At 34.1% G+C, this 18374-nt stretch carries 17 protein-coding genes; 9 read left to right on the top strand and 8 right to left on the bottom strand.

Annotation, left to right across the window (positions count from 1 at the left end; genetic code table 11):
- The first annotated feature begins 97 nt into the window (after positions 1-97).
- Positions 98-1009 (top strand): prenyltransferase, encoded by a 912-nt coding sequence (locus ACTJFD_RS02760; RefSeq protein ID WP_442259553.1) that lies wholly within the window; start codon positions 98-100, stop codon positions 1007-1009.
- A gap of 66 nt (positions 1010-1075) precedes the next feature.
- Here ACTJFD_RS02760 and ACTJFD_RS02755 read toward each other — a convergent pair whose 3' ends face one another.
- The gene (locus ACTJFD_RS02755) at positions 1076-1705 is read right to left on the bottom strand and encodes a GntR family transcriptional regulator (RefSeq protein ID WP_442259552.1); all 630 of its coding nucleotides are present in this window, start codon (positions 1703-1705) and stop codon (positions 1076-1078) included.
- A 162-nt stretch (positions 1706-1867) separates the two neighbouring features.
- Here ACTJFD_RS02755 and ACTJFD_RS02750 point away from each other — a divergent pair, with 162 nt between their 5' ends.
- The 3 genes from ACTJFD_RS02750 (at position 1868) to ACTJFD_RS02740 (ending at position 5254) form a co-directional block, all read left to right on the top strand.
- On the top strand, positions 1868-2635 hold the full coding sequence (locus ACTJFD_RS02750; RefSeq protein ID WP_442259551.1) for a dimethylarginine dimethylaminohydrolase family protein: 768 nt from the start codon (positions 1868-1870) through the stop codon (positions 2633-2635).
- Positions 2636-2726: 91 nt separating this feature from the next.
- Positions 2727-3824: an alanine racemase gene (locus ACTJFD_RS02745; protein WP_442259549.1), complete on the top strand. Its 1098-nt coding sequence runs from the start codon at positions 2727-2729 to the stop codon at positions 3822-3824.
- Positions 3825-3826: 2 nt separating this feature from the next.
- Entirely contained in the window at positions 3827-5254 is a 1428-nt protein-coding gene (locus ACTJFD_RS02740; protein WP_442259547.1) for a basic amino acid/polyamine antiporter, read from the top strand.
- A gap of 123 nt (positions 5255-5377) precedes the next feature.
- On the opposite strand, the gene ACTJFD_RS02735 is transcribed toward ACTJFD_RS02740, so the two are convergent.
- Positions 5378-6550 carry a GNAT family N-acetyltransferase gene (locus tag ACTJFD_RS02735; RefSeq protein WP_442259545.1) on the bottom strand — a complete coding sequence of 391 codons (1173 nt, stop codon included), beginning with the start codon at positions 6548-6550 and terminating at the stop codon, positions 5378-5380.
- Positions 6551-6711: 161 nt separating this feature from the next.
- Here ACTJFD_RS02735 and trhO point away from each other — a divergent pair, with 161 nt between their 5' ends.
- Complete coding sequence (trhO, locus tag ACTJFD_RS02730; RefSeq protein WP_442259543.1) at positions 6712-7626, top strand: oxygen-dependent tRNA uridine(34) hydroxylase TrhO; 915 nt, start codon at positions 6712-6714, stop codon at positions 7624-7626.
- 158 nt (positions 7627-7784) lie between these two features.
- Here trhO and ACTJFD_RS02725 read toward each other — a convergent pair whose 3' ends face one another.
- Positions 7785-8885 (bottom strand): 3D domain-containing protein, encoded by a 1101-nt coding sequence (locus ACTJFD_RS02725; RefSeq protein WP_442259541.1) that lies wholly within the window; start codon positions 8883-8885, stop codon positions 7785-7787.
- A gap of 117 nt (positions 8886-9002) precedes the next feature.
- On the opposite strand from ACTJFD_RS02725, the gene ACTJFD_RS02720 reads away from it, so the two are divergent.
- The 3 genes from ACTJFD_RS02720 (at position 9003) to ACTJFD_RS02710 (ending at position 13103) form a co-directional block, all read left to right on the top strand.
- The gene (locus ACTJFD_RS02720; RefSeq protein WP_442259540.1) at positions 9003-9482 is read left to right on the top strand and encodes a nucleoside 2-deoxyribosyltransferase; all 480 of its coding nucleotides are present in this window, start codon (positions 9003-9005) and stop codon (positions 9480-9482) included.
- A gap of 161 nt (positions 9483-9643) precedes the next feature.
- Entirely contained in the window at positions 9644-11404 is a 1761-nt protein-coding gene (locus tag ACTJFD_RS02715; RefSeq protein ID WP_442259777.1) for an ABC transporter ATP-binding protein, read from the top strand.
- Positions 11370-13103 (top strand): ABC transporter ATP-binding protein, encoded by a 1734-nt coding sequence (locus ACTJFD_RS02710; protein ID WP_442259538.1) that lies wholly within the window; start codon positions 11370-11372, stop codon positions 13101-13103. The genes ACTJFD_RS02715 and ACTJFD_RS02710 overlap by 35 nt, the downstream gene beginning before the upstream one ends.
- 131 nt (positions 13104-13234) lie before the next feature.
- Here the strand turns inward: ACTJFD_RS02710 and ACTJFD_RS02705 are convergent, their stop codons facing one another.
- The 3 genes from ACTJFD_RS02705 to ACTJFD_RS02695 form a co-directional block, all read right to left on the bottom strand.
- Positions 13235-13735, bottom strand: a complete 501-nt coding sequence (locus ACTJFD_RS02705) for a hypothetical protein (RefSeq protein WP_442259536.1) — start codon at positions 13733-13735, stop codon at positions 13235-13237.
- A 54-nt stretch (positions 13736-13789) separates the two neighbouring features.
- Positions 13790-14521: a YjjG family noncanonical pyrimidine nucleotidase gene (locus ACTJFD_RS02700; RefSeq protein ID WP_442259534.1), complete on the bottom strand. Its 732-nt coding sequence runs from the start codon at positions 14519-14521 to the stop codon at positions 13790-13792.
- Between the two features lie 66 nt (positions 14522-14587).
- Complete coding sequence (locus tag ACTJFD_RS02695; RefSeq protein WP_442259533.1) at positions 14588-14965, bottom strand: methylglyoxal synthase; 378 nt, start codon at positions 14963-14965, stop codon at positions 14588-14590.
- Positions 14966-15097: 132 nt separating this feature from the next.
- On the opposite strand from ACTJFD_RS02695, the gene ACTJFD_RS02690 reads away from it, so the two are divergent.
- On the top strand, positions 15098-16204 hold the full coding sequence (locus ACTJFD_RS02690; RefSeq protein WP_442259532.1) for an ABC transporter ATP-binding protein: 1107 nt from the start codon (positions 15098-15100) through the stop codon (positions 16202-16204).
- Between the two features lie 117 nt (positions 16205-16321).
- Here the strand turns inward: ACTJFD_RS02690 and ACTJFD_RS02685 are convergent, their stop codons facing one another.
- Both ACTJFD_RS02685 and ACTJFD_RS02680 read right to left on the bottom strand, forming a co-directional pair.
- Positions 16322-17629: an LPXTG cell wall anchor domain-containing protein gene (locus ACTJFD_RS02685; protein WP_442259530.1), complete on the bottom strand. Its 1308-nt coding sequence runs from the start codon at positions 17627-17629 to the stop codon at positions 16322-16324.
- Positions 17630-17760: 131 nt separating this feature from the next.
- Positions 17761-18318: a hypothetical protein gene (locus tag ACTJFD_RS02680; protein ID WP_442259529.1), complete on the bottom strand. Its 558-nt coding sequence runs from the start codon at positions 18316-18318 to the stop codon at positions 17761-17763.
- Positions 18319-18374 lie beyond the last annotated feature (56 nt).

Raw genomic sequence — 18374 nt, 5'->3', positions numbered from 1 at the left:
TGCCTCCTGTTGTCTTAATCGCTTTAAATCTGAATCCTTTCAAATTCTTCACTCTACCAGTATAATAAACACATTACTAAATGTTAAGGAGTTTATTATGAATTTTAAAATCTTTGCTGAATTGGTTGAATTGAAAGCCAAGACCGCTAGTATTTTCCCTTTTATAATGGGAATGCTGTATTCATGGTACCATTTCCAACAGCTTTCTGTAAAAAATATGCTACTTTTTTTTATTTCCATGCTTTTCTTTAACATGGCCGTTGATATCTTAGATAATTATATGGATTATCATAATGCTACTGATGTCCATGATTATAAGCACGAAACTAACATTATTGGTCGTGAAAAATTATCATTGCCACTGATCAAGGGCCTCATCCTATTTTTTATTACCATTGCCAGCTTGATTGGACTTTATCTCGCAATGACGACGAGTTGGATTATTTTATGGCTTGGTCTTTTCAGCTTTGCGGTTGGTATTTTTTATTCTGCTGGCCCCAGACCTCTCTCAAGTCTACCTATCGGAGAAATCGCTTCTGGTGTGACAATGGGGATTATTATTCCATTGATTTGTGTCTATCTTAACGTCTATAATCTGACTGCTTTTGATGGACAACTCATTGGTCAAGTTGTTTTATTTGCACTCCCTAGTGCTTGCGCCATCGCCAATCTAATGCTTGCTAATAATACGTGTGATTTAGAAGAAGATGAATTAAATAAACGATACACTTTAGTTCATTATCTTGGAAAGCCCAACGCCTTAAAGCTTTTTCAACTTCTTGTCTTACTTTCTTTCTTCGTTACAACCTTGGCAACATATCTTGACATTATGCCTTGGACCGTTTACTTTATTTGGCTTGTATTTCCTAAAATTTGGAAAAATACACAACGATATCTCAAAAAACAAATTAAATTAGAAACATTTCCACTTGCCGTTCAAAATTTAGCTATTTTTGTACTCACACAAACTTTTCTTTTCTTTATTGGTCTTTTGATAACAGTTTTCTAACTTAATTTTTCTACTCAAACAAGTTGTGATAAACGAACCTTCGTTTAACTCACCGCTTGTTTTTTTTTACCAAACATCATAACAAGCGTTATCAGTACGCCAATGAACCTCTTCAATGAAATTTCGCAATTCAGCGGATTTTTTGGCTTCAAATAACGCTAATATTTTTCGGTGTTCTTCATTTGTCTGATATAAAATCTGCTTTATATCAACACGTTCCATAGGGTACCCTTTTCCAATAAATAACTTTTTCTTTTTCTCAATATCTTCAACTAATTTTTGATTACTGCATTTCTTAATATAGACCTCATGAAATTCAAATTGCAGCTCATTGTATTTTATATACAATGAATTATCAATTGCTGCATTCATTGCCTCAATCAAAAAATTCATCGTTGCATAATCCTCGGCTTGCAATTGATTAATCGTCAATTGAGCAATCTTTCCATCTAAAACCCCGATTACTTCATAAATCTCTTCCATATCTCTCTCTGTAAATTGTTTCAACTTAAAACCACGACGAGGCTCATGTTCTAAAATATCATCTGCTGTTAATAAAAACATAGCTTCTCTCACAGGTGTTCGGCTGATATTTAAATGTTCTGCAATATTTTGTTCAATTAATCGCTCCTCTTTTTGATAATTCCCTCGAATAATTTGTTCGGAAATAAATTGATAAATATCATCTTTAATCATAACATTCGCTCCTTGTCTGTCACTTACCACATTATACTATTGAATCCATAAATAAAGAAATAACTTTCCTATCCCTTATTCTAAAAATGCATTGACTTTATTTTATGAACATTGTATATTATATACGAAAGCAAAATTAAAGAAAAGAAAGAGGGATTTTTTATGTTCAAGAATGTTATTGTTCGTATTCCATCACCATCTATTTCTGAAGGCATTACAAGTGCAGACGAAGGAAAACCTATCTATGAAAAAGCACTTGTTCAACACGAAAATTATGTAAGCGCTTTAACTAAAACTGGCGTTAATGTGACTGTTTTAGCGCCTGCCAATGATTTTCCAGATGCTTGTTTTGTTGAAGACGTTGCTTTATGCACAAGTAAATGCGCCATCATCACCCGACCAGGTGCCCTCAGTCGTCGTGAAGAAGCCGCATTACCTGACATGTTAGAAGCCCTTAAACGTTTTTATGATACGATTGAATATATTAAAGAACCTGGTACGATTGAAGCTGGTGATATTATGATGGTCGGAGATCACTTCTACATTGGTGAATCTGCACGAACAAATGCAGAAGGTGCTCGCCAAATGATCGACATTTTAGAAAAACATGGTCTGTCAGGGCAAGTTGTTCAAATGAGCGAAATGTTACATCTTAAAACGGGGCTAGCTTATCTTGAAAATAATAATCTGCTTGTTGCCGGGGAATTCAAAACTGCCCCAGAATTTGAAAAATTCAACCGAATCGAAGTAGAGATGGATGAAGCTTATGGTGCAAATTGTATTTGGGTTAATGATTATGTGATTGTACCCGAGGGATATCCAACCGTTCAAAGTAAGATTGAAGCGCTTGGCTATCAAGTAATTGTCGTTGATACATCAGAATATCGAAAAATTGATGGTGGCTTAAGCTGTCTGTCGCTACGTTTTTAATTTAATGTTTTAAAATTTTAAGGATCTGAGTGAAAACCTTGTGTTTGAACCCTAGGTCCTTTTTTAATAAGCTCTCAAGGAGGCGGAAAAAATGCAACAAGTTTATCCACGCTTAGTCGTTAATCTTGATAAGTTAAAAAATAATGTTGAGACATTAAGAAAAAAAGCAGAAAAAAAAGCGGTCACTATTTCAGGAGTGATTAAAGGAGTCAACGCCTTACCAGAAATCATTGATACTTTTATTGAAGGGGGGCTACGCTCACTTTCCTCTTCGCGGTTAAGTCAGATTGAGTTAGTCAAATCAATGTATCCAGAAGTAGACACACTAATGCTAAGAATTCCGATGTTATCAGAATTAGAACGGATGGTCCAATGTTGTGATACCAGTTTAAATACTGAAATCTCAACTTTAAAAGCATTAAATAAAATTTGTCAAAAATTAAATATTAAACATAGTGTCATTTTAATGGTAGATTTAGGTGATTTACGAGAAGGTTTTTTTGAAAAAGAACACTTATTTGAAGCAGCTCTTTTAGTTGAACAGGAGTTAGATACACTTTATCTTAAAGGAATTGGGACTAACTTAGGATGCTATGGTTCAATTGAACCCGACGTGACGAATTTAAAACAGCTTGTTACTTGGGCTAGAGAAATAGAAAATGAAATCAATCGACCTCTCGATATCGTTTCTGGCGGAGCTTCGACGACTGTTCCGCTCCTTTTAAATGACACATTGCCTGAAGGTATTAATCATTTAAGAATAGGAGATAACATTTTTTTGAGAGATATGGAACCTTACTTTAATTATACTTTTCCTGAAATGCATGGCGATGTCTTTACCATTGAAGCAGAAATTATTGAAATTAAAGAAAAACCCAGTCATCCTATTGGAAACATTACCGTTGATGCTTTTGGAAATAAAGCTGAGTATGAGGATATTGGGGACCACACACGGGCGCTTCTTGCCATTGGTCGTCAAGATTTAGGAGATATTACAAAACTTATTCCTTACGACCCTAATATTTTATTAGTTGGTGGTAGTAGCGATCATACGATTATTGATATTACAGATTGTGATAAAAAATATCAGATTGGAGATATTCTATCCTTTAATATTGAATATGAACTATTGCTTTATTCAACAGGGTCACCTTATGTTTTTAAAAAATTTATTAAAGAGGGTAACTAGTTATGGAGAAAAAAGATAATTCCGTTGGTTTAGCTGGCCTAATCGCTTTAACCGTTAGTTCTGTTATTGGTGGTGGTGTCTTTAACTTGATGTCCGATATGGCAAAAGTCGCTTCCGTCGGACCTGTAACCGTTGCCTTGATTATTTCAGGAATAGGAATGGGTGTTTTTGTTCTTTGTTTACAAAATTTAAATGAAAAACTCCCAGACTTAGATGCGGGTATTTATAGTTATGCTGAAAAAGGCTTTGGAAGTTTTGTTGGCTTCAACTGTGCGCTAGGTTACTGGCTTTCAATTTTTTTAGGAAATGTTGCTTTGGGATCATTAGCTTTTAGCGCCTTAGGTTATTTTTTCCCTATTTTTGAAGATGGGCAAAATATTTACTCTGTCATTGGTGCTTCTGTTTTACTTTGGGGGATGCACTTTCTCATCTTGAAAGGAGCTAATTTTGCTTCTAAAATTAATGGTTTTATTACTATTGCAAAATTAATCCCCTTAGCAATTTTTATTCTTTGTTTAATAATTGGTTTTAAATATGATTTATTTACGCAAAATGTTTGGGGAACAATTCGTGGAAATTTCGAATGGGCACAAGTCATGCCACAGGTCAAAAAGGCAATGACCTCTGCCGTTTGGGTATTTGTCGGGGTTGAAGGAGCTATCGTTTACTCTGCTCGTGCCAAAAATAAAAAAATTGTAGGAAAAGCTACGATTTTAAGTTTTGCGATTATCACTTCTGTCTACCTCCTCTCAACAGTTTTATCTTTCGCAGTTTTATCACAACAAGATATTGCAGAGCTATCTAAACCAGCGATGGCTCAGGTTTTAGAAAGTGTGGTCGGCCGGTGGGGCGCTATTTTGATCAATGCAGGTGTTGTTATTTCCGCGATAGGTGCATGGTTTGCCTGTACCATGTTTGCTGGAGAAATTTTATATCAAGGAGCTAAGGACAGTATCTTCCCAAAATTTTTCGCTAAAGAAAACAAACACAATGCACCGAGCTCTGCTTTGTTAATTAGTGATGGGTTAGTTCAATTTTTCTTTCTCTCTTTACTAATTAATAGTAGCGCTTACAACTTCATGGCGTTGCTCGCTTCGAGTACAATGTTAGTTCCTTATTTTTTTGTTTCACTGAGTCAATTAAAACTTTCTTTAAAATGGGAAAAAAAGAAAGGTCATAAAAATGTCGTTTTAGGAAGTATTTCTTCTCTTTATATGGGATATTGCTTATATGCTTCTGGTTTTGAATATCTCTTTGTTACGACTCTTTTATTTGCACCTGGGATCATTCTATTTGTTCGCGCGCGTAAAGAAGGTCATAAATTAGTTTTTACACCAGTTGAACGCATTGCTGCGATTACTATTAGTCTGCTAGCTATCGCTGCACTGGTCTTAATTTTTACAGGTAGTATTGATATCACCTCAATGTAAATTTAAAAAAATCGAGAGGCTGACTAAAAAATATTAAAATAAAAGGAACAAAATCTGAAAAAAGATTTTATTCCTTTTATTATTTTTTTCGAGACTTTTGGATCAGCCTTTCTATTTATCATTTTAGAAGCGATCATATAAAACTGGTTTTTCTGAAGGTAGATAAAAAGCTAACGTTATTTCTTGCTCATCTGTTGTCAAAAAATTAAAACGTAAGGCTTCTTCTAAAGTTAGATAGCCTAACAACACTTGTGTCCAATGGTTTATCTTTCCCCGATAAACTGGAAATATCTCGGTCTTTTCCTCAATCTTTATACAATTCACTTTATCATTAACGGTACTTAAAAAGAAAGTCCCTTGATTCCAACAACAATTTTCATCCTCAACTTCCAAATAAAAACCAACACCTGTTGGTAACTTTATGGGGAAACGTTCTAAAAAGGGAGCAAATGAAATGATTCGCGCCATCATTGAACTAGTTAGACTAGTCGTTATTCCTTTTGTTTCTTCAAAATACTCTAAGAAACTTGAACCCTCACAGTAATTGAAATAAAAGGTTGCAAAACTACTTTTATGAGCAACAACAAAATTTAATAATTCTTTTAATACATTTTCAGTTTGATAGCCCATTTCTTCAATATAAAATTCATTGGCTTTAAAATGATAGCTTAAATAACCAACAACTTTATCTTTTGAATCAAAAACAAAAACGAATTGATTTCGACTCTTTGATTCGTGATAGTCTACCCACCAAGATTCACGGTATAAGCTACCATGCTGTTCTCCCAACGTCTTTTCATAAATTGAAAGTAAACGTTGAGTCTCAATTTTTAACGTTCTTTTCACCTTTAAATGACCCGTTGTCTTTAAAAAATGGAGTCGTTCACTCGGGATGGTTACTGTCGAATTAGACACGATTCTTTCGTAACCAAATTTTCGATAAAAAGGTTGAGAAAATGGATCTAAATAAGATAGTAAAACACTTTTTTCTTCCAATTCTTTAAAAACATACTCAAACAAATGACGAATACTTCCTTTTCCACGATTTTCTGGATAAGAAGAAACATTGCCAATACCACCCATCTTTATTCTTTGGCCATAGACATTTATTTCAAAAGGAATAACTATTATTTTACTTGCTAATTCTTGATCAATCCAATCGCCATAATTAAGGGTCTGACGACAAAAATCAAAAAAATTTTCTTTTTCTTCAAACGTATGTCGGACATCAAATGCATAAAGAGAAAGTTGATACATCGCTTCAAATTCATCTAAATCCGTCATTTTTCTTATCATTCTATCTCACTTCTCTTTCCATAATTTTTATTTTAATTAAAGTATCTCATAATTATTCCAAACGTCAAAGCCAAGAAAACATTGTGAATTAAGCATGTAATTTGCAATAACAATCGCTATTAACGTATAATATTTGGGTACAAATACGGGGAGGAATAGATGTGTCAACTTATCAAGTTTTATTATATTATTTATATGTACCAATTGAAGATCCAGAGGCTTTTGCCAAAGAACATTTAGCTTTTTGTAAGTCACTTAATTTAAAAGGTCGAATTTTAGTGGCCAAAGAAGGTATCAACGGAACCCTGTCAGGATTAACCGAAGATACGCAAAAATATATGGATACTATGCATAGTAAAGCAGAATTCAAAGATATTTTCTTTAAAATTGACCCTGCTGAACATCAAGCATTTAAAAAAATGTTTGTACGACCTCGCCCAGAACTTGTTTCTTTAAGTCTGGAAGATGATATTAATCCATTGGATTTAACTGGAGACTATTTATCGCCACAAGAATTTAAAGAAGCAATTCTAGATGATGAAACTATCGTTATCGATGCGCGAAATGACTACGAATATGATTTAGGTCATTTTAAAGGAGCCGTTCGGCCAGATATTCGTAACTTCAGAGAATTACCTCAATGGATACGGGATAATAAAGAACGCTTTATGGAAAAACGGGTGGTGACTTACTGTACAGGGGGAATTCGCTGTGAAAAATTCTCTGGTTGGTTAGTTCGCGAAGGCTTTAAAGACGTCGGACAATTACATGGTGGAATTGCAACTTACGGCCAAGATCCTGAGGTTCGAGGTGATCTTTGGGAGGGACAAATGTATGTCTTTGATGAACGGATTAGTGTTCCGATTAATCATGTTAATCCAGTAATTATCGGAAAAGATTGGTTTGATGGTACACCATGTGAACGTTATGTGAACTGTAGTAATCCGGAATGTAATCGACAGATCCTCTGTTCAGAAGAAAATGAAATAAAATATCTTCGTGGCTGTTCACATGACTGTCGCGTTCATCCACATAATCGTTACGTTGTTGAAAACAATTTATCAACCACTGAATGACAGGAGCAAGTGACTGCCTTGGGTGAAACATTTGACCTTGAGCTTGTTTAATTTTTAAATTGAATATCAAAAAAGTAGAGTGTGTTTATAGTCACTTCCTTAAACTAGACTAAAATCTAACTTAAATGGGAGACTATCTTTACACTCTACTTTTGCTTTTATTTAACTGTTACAGTCACACTACGACGCCCAAATTGCATACATTCAGCAACACTATTGAAATGTAAATCAACACGATTACCCTTAATATCGCCACCTGTATCTCCAGCAATTGCAAAACCATAACCTGATACTTCTACTAAAGAATTTAAGGGAATAACATTCGGATCAACCGCAATAACTTTAGGATTCACTCTTAGGTCAATACCAGTTGCCGTATAAAAACTTAATCCTGCTTGCGTGTATGAATATCCCGTTGCTTCCATTGTCATTGTTTGACCTCCACCAGAAACAGTGGCATCTGGCTGTTTCGGGATTGAACTTGTCGCATTACCCTTTGGTGCAGTTGGTGTCACACTTTCATTAGGCTCTGTCATTTCTTTTTTATCAGAAACGGCTAGACTTGCTTTTTCTGCCGCTTGCGCTTGTTTTTTTTGTTCCACAGCTTCTTTAGCTAAGCGCGTTGTTTCCAATTTTTTCAACGCTTCTTTATTACTCGATAATTCTTCTTTTAAAGAGCCAACTTTTGTTTCAAGTTGTGCTTTTTCAGTTTGCAGACTTTCTTGTTTTTCCACTAAAGTCGTTTGGCTTATATCTAAATTTTCTTTTAATTTTTCTAGTTTTTCCTTATCTGCTGTTAATGATTCAACTTTTGAATGCTCTGCATCTTGAATCACATTAACGGCGTGTAAACGACTAATAAAATCAGAGACACCTTCAGCATCAAGTAAAGTATCCAATAAATCCGTGGTTGCAGAAGCATTATTCACTTGAAGTGACTGCATTCTTTTCCCCATAGCATCGACCCGTTTTTCAATACTTGTTTCAACCGTTGTAATATTTTCCTTTAATTTTGAAATTTTGCTCTCTGTTTTAGTAACGTTTTGTTTGAGACTTTCAATTTCCTTATATGTTTGATTCACAGAAGTTAATGCCTGATCAATCTCAGTACTAATCTGCGCGCTCTCCTCTTTTATACTATCTTCCCTAGTTGTTGCTGCCCATACTTGTGTAGGAAAGATACTCATTAAAACAGTTACTAATAAGACTTTTAACATTTTCTTATTATTCACTTTAACAACACCTTTCAACTTCTCCAATATATTCATTCCTCATTATACTAGATAAGAGATTGCGCTTTGTAACATTCTCTTTACAAATTATTACAATTTGCGTTATGCTAATTGATAAATGTAATAGTAAGGAGAATTTGATAAATGTTTGAAACAATTTATTTTGCCAGCCCACTTTTCTCAGATATGGAGAAATGTTACAATGCTTCACTTGTTAAAAAAATCAGGCAACGCTATCCCAATGAGGTGATTTACGTTCCACAAGAACAATTAGCGATCAATGATAAAAATGCCTATGCTGATGCTAAGACGATTGCAACCTACGATACAACAGCCCTTTTAAAGAGTAAGCTCGGATTAGCCATTTTAGATGGGGCTTCTATCGATGTCGGTGTCGCTTCAGAAATCGGTGTCGCTTATCAAGCAGGAATCCCTGTTTTAGGACTTTTTACAGATAGCCGACAACAAGGAGCACTCAACCAACAAAAACTAACCGCTCTTCAAGAAGTAGCCGAATCTCAGTTTCCTTATGCTAACCTTTATACCATTGGTTTGATTAAACTTAATGGGCAAGTCTTAGCCCAAGAAAACGAATGGTTGGAAGCAATAAAAAATTATCTTTAACTGTAAGTTTATAAAAAACAACCCACTTATTCCAAATTAGTAAAACGCAACTCCGTAAAAAGAGGCTGACTTTTGAATCAGCCTCTTTTTTACTTATTATTCCATTATTTGTTATACTTTAATTATTCTATTATATCATTTATTGAAAGGAGTCGATAATGATGTGGCAGCTACTACCTTACACAAAAAAATATCGGAAAGAATTAATTTTAGGGCCTCTCTTCAAACTTTTTGAAGCAATACTTGAACTCTTATTGCCACTTTATATGGCTCAACTGTTGGATCAGACCATCCAACAAAAACAAAGTTTGATTACTTGGCAGTTGACTGGAAAAATGTTCCTTATCTCTTGCCTTGGTTTATTTTTTGTTATTATTTGTCAATACTATGCCTCCGTTGCCTCACAAGGATTTGGGACTGAATTACGAAATCAACTCTTCAAAAAATTGAACACCTTATCTTTTAAAGAGCTCGATCAATTAAACCAAAGTTCCTTACTTACAAGAATGACGAATGATACGACACAAGTGCAGCTTGCTTTAGCGATGTTTATTCGTTTGGTCATCCGTGCACCTTTTTTATGCATTGGCTCTATTATTATGGCTTATCGGATTGAACCTAAGCTAACTTTAATTTTTGTTGGAATTCTTCCGCTTTTCATTGGACTTTTATTTATTATTTCAAAAAAAACAGTTCCCATGTATCAACGTTTACAACAACTTTTAGACCAACTAAGTCAGCGACTTTTAGAGAATTTAACGGGAATTCGCGTTATTCGAGCTTTTTCAAATACAGACCAACAATTAAAACAAATGGAAGATACCAATCAACAACTAACTTCATCTGCCATTAAAGTTGCTAATCTTGCTTCCATCTTAGCCCCATTGACTAACTTGATGATTAATACAGCGATCCTTTTCTTACTTTTTTTTGGCGCAACTAGTATTAATAACGGGACGCTTTTACAAGGAGAAATGATTGCTTTAATTAATTACATGACTCAAATGCTCCTTGCTTTAATTGTCATTTCCAATCTAGTAGTTATTTTTTCAAAAGCTCAAGCTTCCGCCAAACGGATCAGCGCAATTTTAATGATTGAAGAATCTAACAATGAATTAGAACATCACAACTCATTGAACGAGCCTATTCAAAAAATTACTTTTGACCACGTTAGCTTCAGATATCCAACGACTAAAACAGATGCGTTATCAAAGATTAGCTTTCAATTAAAAACAGGACAAACTTTAGGTATTACAGGACCCACTGGCAGTGGTAAAAGTACGCTAATCCCTTTACTAACAGCTTCTTATCCTGCATATAAAGGTCAGATTTTAGTTAATGACCAGTCCATAGATACCATAAACCTAAAAAGTATTTTACCTAGTATCACAGTGGTTCCACAAAAAGCCGTTCTTTTTTCAGGGACCATTCGAAGCAATCTCTTAATGAATAATCCTAACGCAACAGATAAAGAACTTTGGCAAGCTTTAGAAATTGCGCAATGTCTTGATTTTGTTAAACAATTACCCAAACAATTAGATGCGATGATTCAAGCAGGTGGTAAAAATTTTTCTGGTGGACAAAAGCAACGATTATGCATTGCTCGGGCACTAGTTAAACCTTGTGAGCTATTAATTTTTGACGATTCCTTTAGCGCTCTGGACTATCAAACAGACCGAGCTTTACGCACTGCTTTAAAAAAACACCTTCACCAACAGCTAGTCATTATCATTTCTCAACGTTTGTCTTCAATTGCTGAGGCTGACCAAATTATTGTTTTGGATGAGGGACAGATGGTCGGGCATGGAACTCACGAACAATTACTCGCTCACCATTCTTTGTATCGTAATTTAGCCCAAACACAAGGAATTGGAGGTAGAAATAAAGATGTCAAAAAAGAAGATTTTAATTCACTATCTTAAGCCTTTTAAAAAAAGTATTATCACTGCTAGCCTTTTAGGTATCATTAATGGTTTCTTTCTAGCGTTAACAACGTTTTATATTGGAAAAGCCATTGATCAAATGCCTAGTAAGCAACAGGTTAATTTTCCAAAACTTTTTTTACTTTTAACTTTATTAGCTTGTATTATCTTCGTAAGTTCTTTGACCCAATGGCTCATTCAAAGAATTGGTAATCAAGTGGCCTTCAACTTAATTCAAAAAATCCGTAAAGAAGGTGTCGATCATCTCAATCAATTGCCTATCCGTTTCTTTGACACTCATCTTCATGGTGATATTATGAGCCGCTTTACTAATGATTTAGAATTAGTGGCTACCGCTTTTACTGCGATTTTTAACCAGGTTTTTTCCGGTTTAACGATGCTACTTGTTTCCTTTATTTGTATGCTTGTTTTAAATCTTCCTTTAACGCTCATTGTTGTTGGCAGTACGATCCTAATGTCACTAGTTAACTTCTACATTGCTAAAAAGAGTCAAAAATCTTTTAAGCAACAACAAAAACAACTAGGTAAAATGAATGGTTTTCTATCTGAATATTTACCTGAACAAAAATTGATTCATCTATTAGAGCACCAAAAAGTAACTATTCAACAGTTCGAAATGATGAATCAACAACTACAAATAATTGGACAAAAGTCACAGTTCTATTCTTCCTTAACGAATCCACTTTCACGTTTTATTGATCACTTAGGTTATCTGACAATTGGTCTTGTCGGTGGTTTACTACTTATTTCTACAAAAAGTACAATGAGTATCGGTATCATTTCAAGTTTTATTCTCTATGCAAGTCAATTTTCAAAACCAATCATTGAACTTTCCGGAACGATTACCCAACTTTTATCTGGAAAAGCAGGCTTTGAACGAGTGGTTCAACTTTTTGATGAAGTAAAAGAAAAAGAAGACACGTATCCTCTGACAAAAACTGAACCTTTAAAAGGAGAGTTAGAATTTAAAAAAGTTTCTTTTGATTATGAGTATGGACAGCCACTTTTTAAAAATTTATCTTTTAAAATTGAACCCGGTGAAACAGTTGCGATTGTCGGACAAACCGGTTCTGGAAAATCAACCATCATTAATTTAATCATGCGTTTTTATGACGTGACTTCTGGTGCTATTTTTCTTGATCATAGACCCTTAACTTCTTATTCCAAAAACAATTTGCGCAAAAAATTTGGCTTAGTCTTACAAGATCCTTGGCTCTTTAAAGCCAGTCTTTTAGAAAATTTAACTTATGGCTATCCCGAAGCCAGTCTCGAAACCGTTAAAGAAGCATGCCAAAAAGTCGCAATGGAAGGCTTTATTGAACGTTTACCTAACGGATTTGACACCGTCATTGATGAAAAACAGCTCACTTTGTCAGAAGGACAAAAACAATTATTAACCATCGCTCGCTTAATTATTAGTCAACCTGAATTTTTAATATTAGACGAAGCCACTAGTTCCATTGATTCTTTTACAGATTCAATGATTCAACAAGCCCTTGCTGAGCTAATGGAGAACAGAACCAGCATCGTTATCGCGCATCGATTAGCTACCATCACGTCAGCTGATAAAATTATCGTCTTACACAATGGTGCCATCGTTGAAACTGGAACACATCATGATATGATTAAACAATCGGATAGCTACTATTATAAAATTTTTAAATCTCAGTTTAAATAAAAAGAGTCGCTTTGTTTTTTATAAAAAAACAAGGCAACTCTTTTTGTGATTTTTTTACTTTCAAATACACCAAACAACCATTATCGTTATTTTCGTTTTTTTAACGACTTTCAAAATATTATTTTACAATATCAAACAATTTGTAAAATTTGTTGTGCGTTCTCTTTTTCTTTTTTTGAGTTAAAATAACAGATGGCACTGACTAAAGATACAATTTCAGGTTCATAGACTTCTTCAAAAATAGTCATTTCATAAGATGAACTTCCAAAAGGCATCCATTTAGGCCTAACTTTTGCTAACTTGCGATACCCTTTCATTAAATCAAAAGAGAGCGATTTCCAATCACCAACCAAGTACAATTCTGTTTGTTCTTGCAATGATAAAGTTGTTACGACTTGTTCAATAAAAAATTGTTTTTGTCCTTCAACGCTTATTATGCCTTGACGTTTTCCAAAATTTTCTTCAACCTCAATAGTTGCTACTTGCTGTCTCTTTTGATTATGAATGGTAATTTCGTTCATTGTTCCTTTTTTAGAAGCTCTTAAAGAATACTGGGCTTCTTTACTGCGATTAACAATCGGATGCTCATCGGTATAACTTATGACGCTTTTCTGAAGGTACAACTGTCTCATTTATAAACAACTCCTTTTTATCATAAACTTAATTTTAGTATAACACATATTTTTTTAACTGCTACTTTTAAGCTCACTATTAAATAACCGTTTAATTTCATTTAGCTCTTGAATTTCATATGTTGGTCTTGCTTTTGATAGATTGATCTCTTGATGAGGATTCAGCCATATAGAATCAATACCTACACGGTTTGCCCCCTCAATATCCGAAGATAAACTATCACCAACCATTAAAACTTTTGCATTATCTTTAATTTGAAGTGTATTGAAAATATAATCAAAAAAACGAACATCTGGTTTTTCAAACCCAACCTCTTCAGAAATAAATAACTTCGTAAAATAACCAATCAAGTTATTTGACTCCAATCTCGCTCTTTGTGTTTTACCTATCCCGTTAGTCCCTGCTAATAAACAATATCCTTGTTTTTGAAGTTCCGATAATATTTTTTCAGCTCCTGATATTAAATCCGATCGCGTTTCTAAAAAAGAACGAAACTCTTCATCAGCTAAAGCGCCCTCTACTTCGATTCCTTGTGTTTTAAAAAAAAGATAAAAACGAGATTCTAATAATGTCTGTCTTGTAATTAGTCCTTGTTCGAGTTGATCCCAAAGTCGGCCATTAATTTCTTTATATTTTGCCTCTGATGCTTCATTAAAAATCACACCATAATGTGTAAATACTTTTTCTAAGGCCACTCGTTCAGATTTACTAAAATCCAATATTGTATTATCTAAATCAAAAATTATATACTCGTAATTTTTCATGCTGTCTAAAATTCCTTTCAATCCTATCCGTCTTAACCAAACATTTTAGACTGTTTCTAAACAATCAGCAAGCTTTTATCTTAAATTTTATACATTTGATAAGTTTTTTATTTCTTTCAATAATAAAATAGCTGTATTTCTATTCGTTGCTAATGGAACCTCATAAACATCACAAAGACGAATTAAAGCATTAACATCTGGTTCGTGTGGTTGAGCGGTCAACGGATCTCTTAAAAAGATAACCATATCCATCAACCCTTCAGAGACACGAGCGCCGATTTGCTGATCGCCTCCTAAAGGACCAGATTTAAAGCAATGTATTTTTAAATCGGTTGCTTCCGTAATCTTACTTCCAGTTGTCCCTGTCGCAAATAATGAGTGCATCGCTAATACATCTTTGTATTCTTGTGACAAAAATATAATATCTGGTTTCTTTTTATCATGAGCAATTAGTGCAATATTCATCCTTCATCTCCTACTTTCTAATTCTATTTTCGTCAATTCGACAAACAGGATTGGTCACCTTTCACATTGTAAGCGTATTACATTTTCTATTATACTCTACTTAACAAATCAATTGAAAGAGGGAAAACTAACATGGTAGAAATTGCATTAAAACACATTAATAAAAAATACGACGGTAACCCAAAATATTCAGTGACTGATTTCAACTTAGATATTGCAGATCGTGAGTTCATCGTTTTTGTCGGACCTTCTGGCTGTGGTAAATCAACAACACTTCGGATGATTGCTGGACTTGAAGATATCTCAGAAGGTGAATTATGGATTGGTGACCGTATGGTTAATGATGTCGCTCCTAAAGATCGCGATATTGCCATGGTTTTCCAAAACTATGCTTTGTATCCACACATGACTGTTTTTGATAATATGGCTTTTGGACTGAAACTTCGCAAGTATGATAAAGCTGAAATCAACAAACGTGTCGAAAACGCTGCTGAAATTTTAGGCTTAACAGAATTCTTAAAACGTAAACCTGCCGCTTTATCTGGTGGTCAACGTCAACGTGTCGCATTAGGCCGTGCGATTGTTCGTGATGCTAAAGTTTTCCTAATGGATGAGCCATTATCTAACTTGGATGCTAAACTACGTGTGGCGATGCGTGCTGAAATCGCAAAATTACACCGCCGTCTAGAAACAACAACGATCTATGTTACTCATGACCAAACAGAAGCAATGACCATGGCTGACCGCATTGTTATCATGAAAGATGGCTTTGTTCAACAGATTGGTTCACCAAAAGAAGTTTACGATACACCAAATAATGTTTTCGTCGCTGGGTTTATTGGTTCACCTGCAATGAACTTCTTCGATGTGACATTAGGCGAAGATGGTTACATTACAGATAGTGAAGATTTAAAACTTGAATTACCTGAAGGAAAATTCAAAGTCTTGAGAGAAAAAGGCTATGTTGGCAAAAAACTAGTCTTTGGTATTCGTCCTGAAGATATTCATAGTGAAGAAATTGTTAAAGAGACTGCTCCACATAGTATCATTCGCTCAGAAGTAGTCGTTGCTGAACTACTAGGAGCTGAAACCATGTTATATACTCGCACTGCACATACAGAATTTGTTTCTAAAGTAGATGCACGTTCATCATACACACCTGGTGAAACGATCGAATTAGCACTTAACTTAAACAAGAGTCATTTCTTTGATGTTGATACAGAAGAAGTTATTCGTTAATTTTAATAACAAAAAATACCTTTGATTAAGATGAAGCGCCCCTTAAAAATTAGACCAAAAATCTAACTTTTAAGGAGCACTACAAGAACTTTAATCAAAGGTATTTTTTTTATCTTACTAATTTAATTTTTTATAAAACAAACCAACAGATAATAAAATAGCGACAAAACCTAACCAAATACTAGCTTGTTTTTCACCTGTTTTAGGAAGTGTTTTCGTCATCCCTTTACTGTTACTATTATTATTATTATTATTATTAACACTAGTTGATGAAGCTACAACTTCAATTGATACGAGTGTTTTAGAACCTTTAAATACCAGCTCTAAATTATCCTCTGTTAACGTTTTATCTTTAGACTGTTTTAAATAAGCACGTGTCACTTCTTTTTTACTTTCTTCAGAAATCATAAAATTCGGTAAAATACTAACTTTACCTGGTTTTAAAACTTTGAATGTACCATCTGTCCTGATATTAATAGCTTCATTTTCAAATGGTTTAAAAGTCCCCTCAGGTCTCACTCCATAAATACTATTAACTATAGTTTTACCCTGTTGACCAACAGATAACGTTGAAGGACTACTTGAGAACGTCAATTCAATTTCAACTTTTTCTTTTTTTGGAGTCGCTTCTTTAATTATAATTGGATAAGTATATAGAATATCTTTATTTACAAATACCACGTTATCTTCCGTTAAGGTTTTATCATTGGCTTTTTTTAATGCAGCTTTTTTGATTGCTACCTCTGTTTCTTTTGACATTTTAAATACGGGTTTAACTTCAAATTTTCCAGCTTTCAGCGCTACAAATTTACCGTCTTTTTTTAAATCAATCGATGCATTTTTGTCTGTTTCAAAAGAACCTGCTAACTCAACGCCCAAAATTGGTTTAGGTGTGACTTTTCCAGTTTGACCTACCACTAACTCAGTTGGAGAAACAATATAACTAAGTGTAGTGTCCACGATTAATTCTTCTTTTTCTTTTTCTTTAATCTCATAAGTCATTTCTTTTTCATTCTGTTTCACAACAAAATTGATATCTTCTTCTTTTAAATTCTTATTTTGTTCTAAATAAGCTTTTTTAATTTCGTTAAGACTATCTGTTGAAAGTGTAAATGTCGGTGTTACCTTAGTAGTTCCCACTTTAAGTGCCTTTATTTTCCCAGTTTTATCTAGTTGAATAAAATCCGTTTTAACTTCTTTAAACTCACCTTTAGGTACCACACCAATAAACTTACCTAATGTTAATTTTGTTTCTTCACCAACCTTTAATTTTGTACTCAGTGGGTTTGAAACCGTCGTGACAATCTCAACCGTTTGTTTTTCTTTTGTATCCTCAGTTTCAGATGTTGTTGTCGAACTCTCGCCAAAAACAACTGTCGGAAAAATAAATAACCCAAACAATAGACTAATTATCAGTTTTTTCATCGCGATCCCTTCTTTCTTTTCTTATTGTCTTTACAACCATTCTCTAAATTAAGTATAACATCCCACAAGATACAATAACATCTAATTTAATTAAAAAAAGTAACTTTAGCTAACTAAAGTTACTTTTAAATCTATTTTGTTAATTTTTTAGCTTCCAAAAAAACTGGGAATTTAAAACGATAACCGATTTGTTGGCTAATCGTATAAGCTAAGAAGCCATCAACCATGCTATGAACAAAGCCCCCAACTCCCAACATCAAAACTAAAGTGCCTAAAGCCATTTTATCAATCTGTCCAGTTAACATAAATGCCAAAACGACGACCGTTTCAAAAAAGGCATGGATTAGGCCTATAGTAATATTAAAACCTAAAAAATGTTTTTGGTTTAAAACAACACTTGGGTGTTTTTCCAAATACCAAGCACCTAGAAAAGCAAAAACAACATGACTTAATGCCCTTAAAGCAACTATAAATGGGCTTGTCATAAAAAATCCAAAAGCTGTACCTAAAGCAACTAAAACAGCGACTCCTGGTGAGATAAACATCGATAGAAAAATAGGGACATGACTGGCTAACGTGTACGTTGCCGGACCTAAAACAAGTCTCACTGGCATAATCATCGGAATCAGGATACCCAAAGCAATCAAAATCGCACTGTACGTTAATCTTTGAACCGAATTCTTTTTCATTTTTTCAACTCCGTTACCTTTTGAACAAATATAACAGATTTTCTGACACTTGTCAA

This window comes from Vagococcus sp., from assembly GCF_052102835.1.
In the GTDB taxonomy this organism is placed as follows: Bacteria; Bacillota; Bacilli; order Lactobacillales; family Vagococcaceae; genus Vagococcus.
This window is presented reverse-complemented; position numbering and strand designations above follow the sequence as displayed.

Coding starts and splice junctions, on each gene's coding strand:
- ACTJFD_RS02755 (WP_442259552.1), bottom strand. CDS start 1,705: ATGATTAAAGATGATATTTATCAATTTATTTCCGAACAAATTATTCGA.
- ACTJFD_RS02695 (WP_442259533.1), bottom strand. CDS start 14,965: ATGAATATTGCACTAATTGCTCATGATAAAAAGAAACCAGATATTATA.
- ACTJFD_RS02715 (WP_442259777.1), top strand. CDS start 9,644: ATGTGGCAGCTACTACCTTACACAAAAAAATATCGGAAAGAATTAATT.
- ACTJFD_RS02750 (WP_442259551.1), top strand. CDS start 1,868: ATGTTCAAGAATGTTATTGTTCGTATTCCATCACCATCTATTTCTGAA.
- ACTJFD_RS02720 (WP_442259540.1), top strand. CDS start 9,003: ATGTTTGAAACAATTTATTTTGCCAGCCCACTTTTCTCAGATATGGAG.
- ACTJFD_RS02760 (WP_442259553.1), top strand. CDS start 98: ATGAATTTTAAAATCTTTGCTGAATTGGTTGAATTGAAAGCCAAGACC.
- ACTJFD_RS02740 (WP_442259547.1), top strand. CDS start 3,827: ATGGAGAAAAAAGATAATTCCGTTGGTTTAGCTGGCCTAATCGCTTTA.
- ACTJFD_RS02680 (WP_442259529.1), bottom strand. CDS start 18,318: ATGAAAAAGAATTCGGTTCAAAGATTAACGTACAGTGCGATTTTGATT.
- ACTJFD_RS02690 (WP_442259532.1), top strand. CDS start 15,098: ATGGTAGAAATTGCATTAAAACACATTAATAAAAAATACGACGGTAAC.
- ACTJFD_RS02685 (WP_442259530.1), bottom strand. CDS start 17,629: ATGAAAAAACTGATAATTAGTCTATTGTTTGGGTTATTTATTTTTCCG.
- ACTJFD_RS02705 (WP_442259536.1), bottom strand. CDS start 13,735: ATGAGACAGTTGTACCTTCAGAAAAGCGTCATAAGTTATACCGATGAG.
- ACTJFD_RS02710 (WP_442259538.1), top strand. CDS start 11,370: ATGTCAAAAAAGAAGATTTTAATTCACTATCTTAAGCCTTTTAAAAAA.
- ACTJFD_RS02735 (WP_442259545.1), bottom strand. CDS start 6,550: ATGATAAGAAAAATGACGGATTTAGATGAATTTGAAGCGATGTATCAA.
- ACTJFD_RS02745 (WP_442259549.1), top strand. CDS start 2,727: ATGCAACAAGTTTATCCACGCTTAGTCGTTAATCTTGATAAGTTAAAA.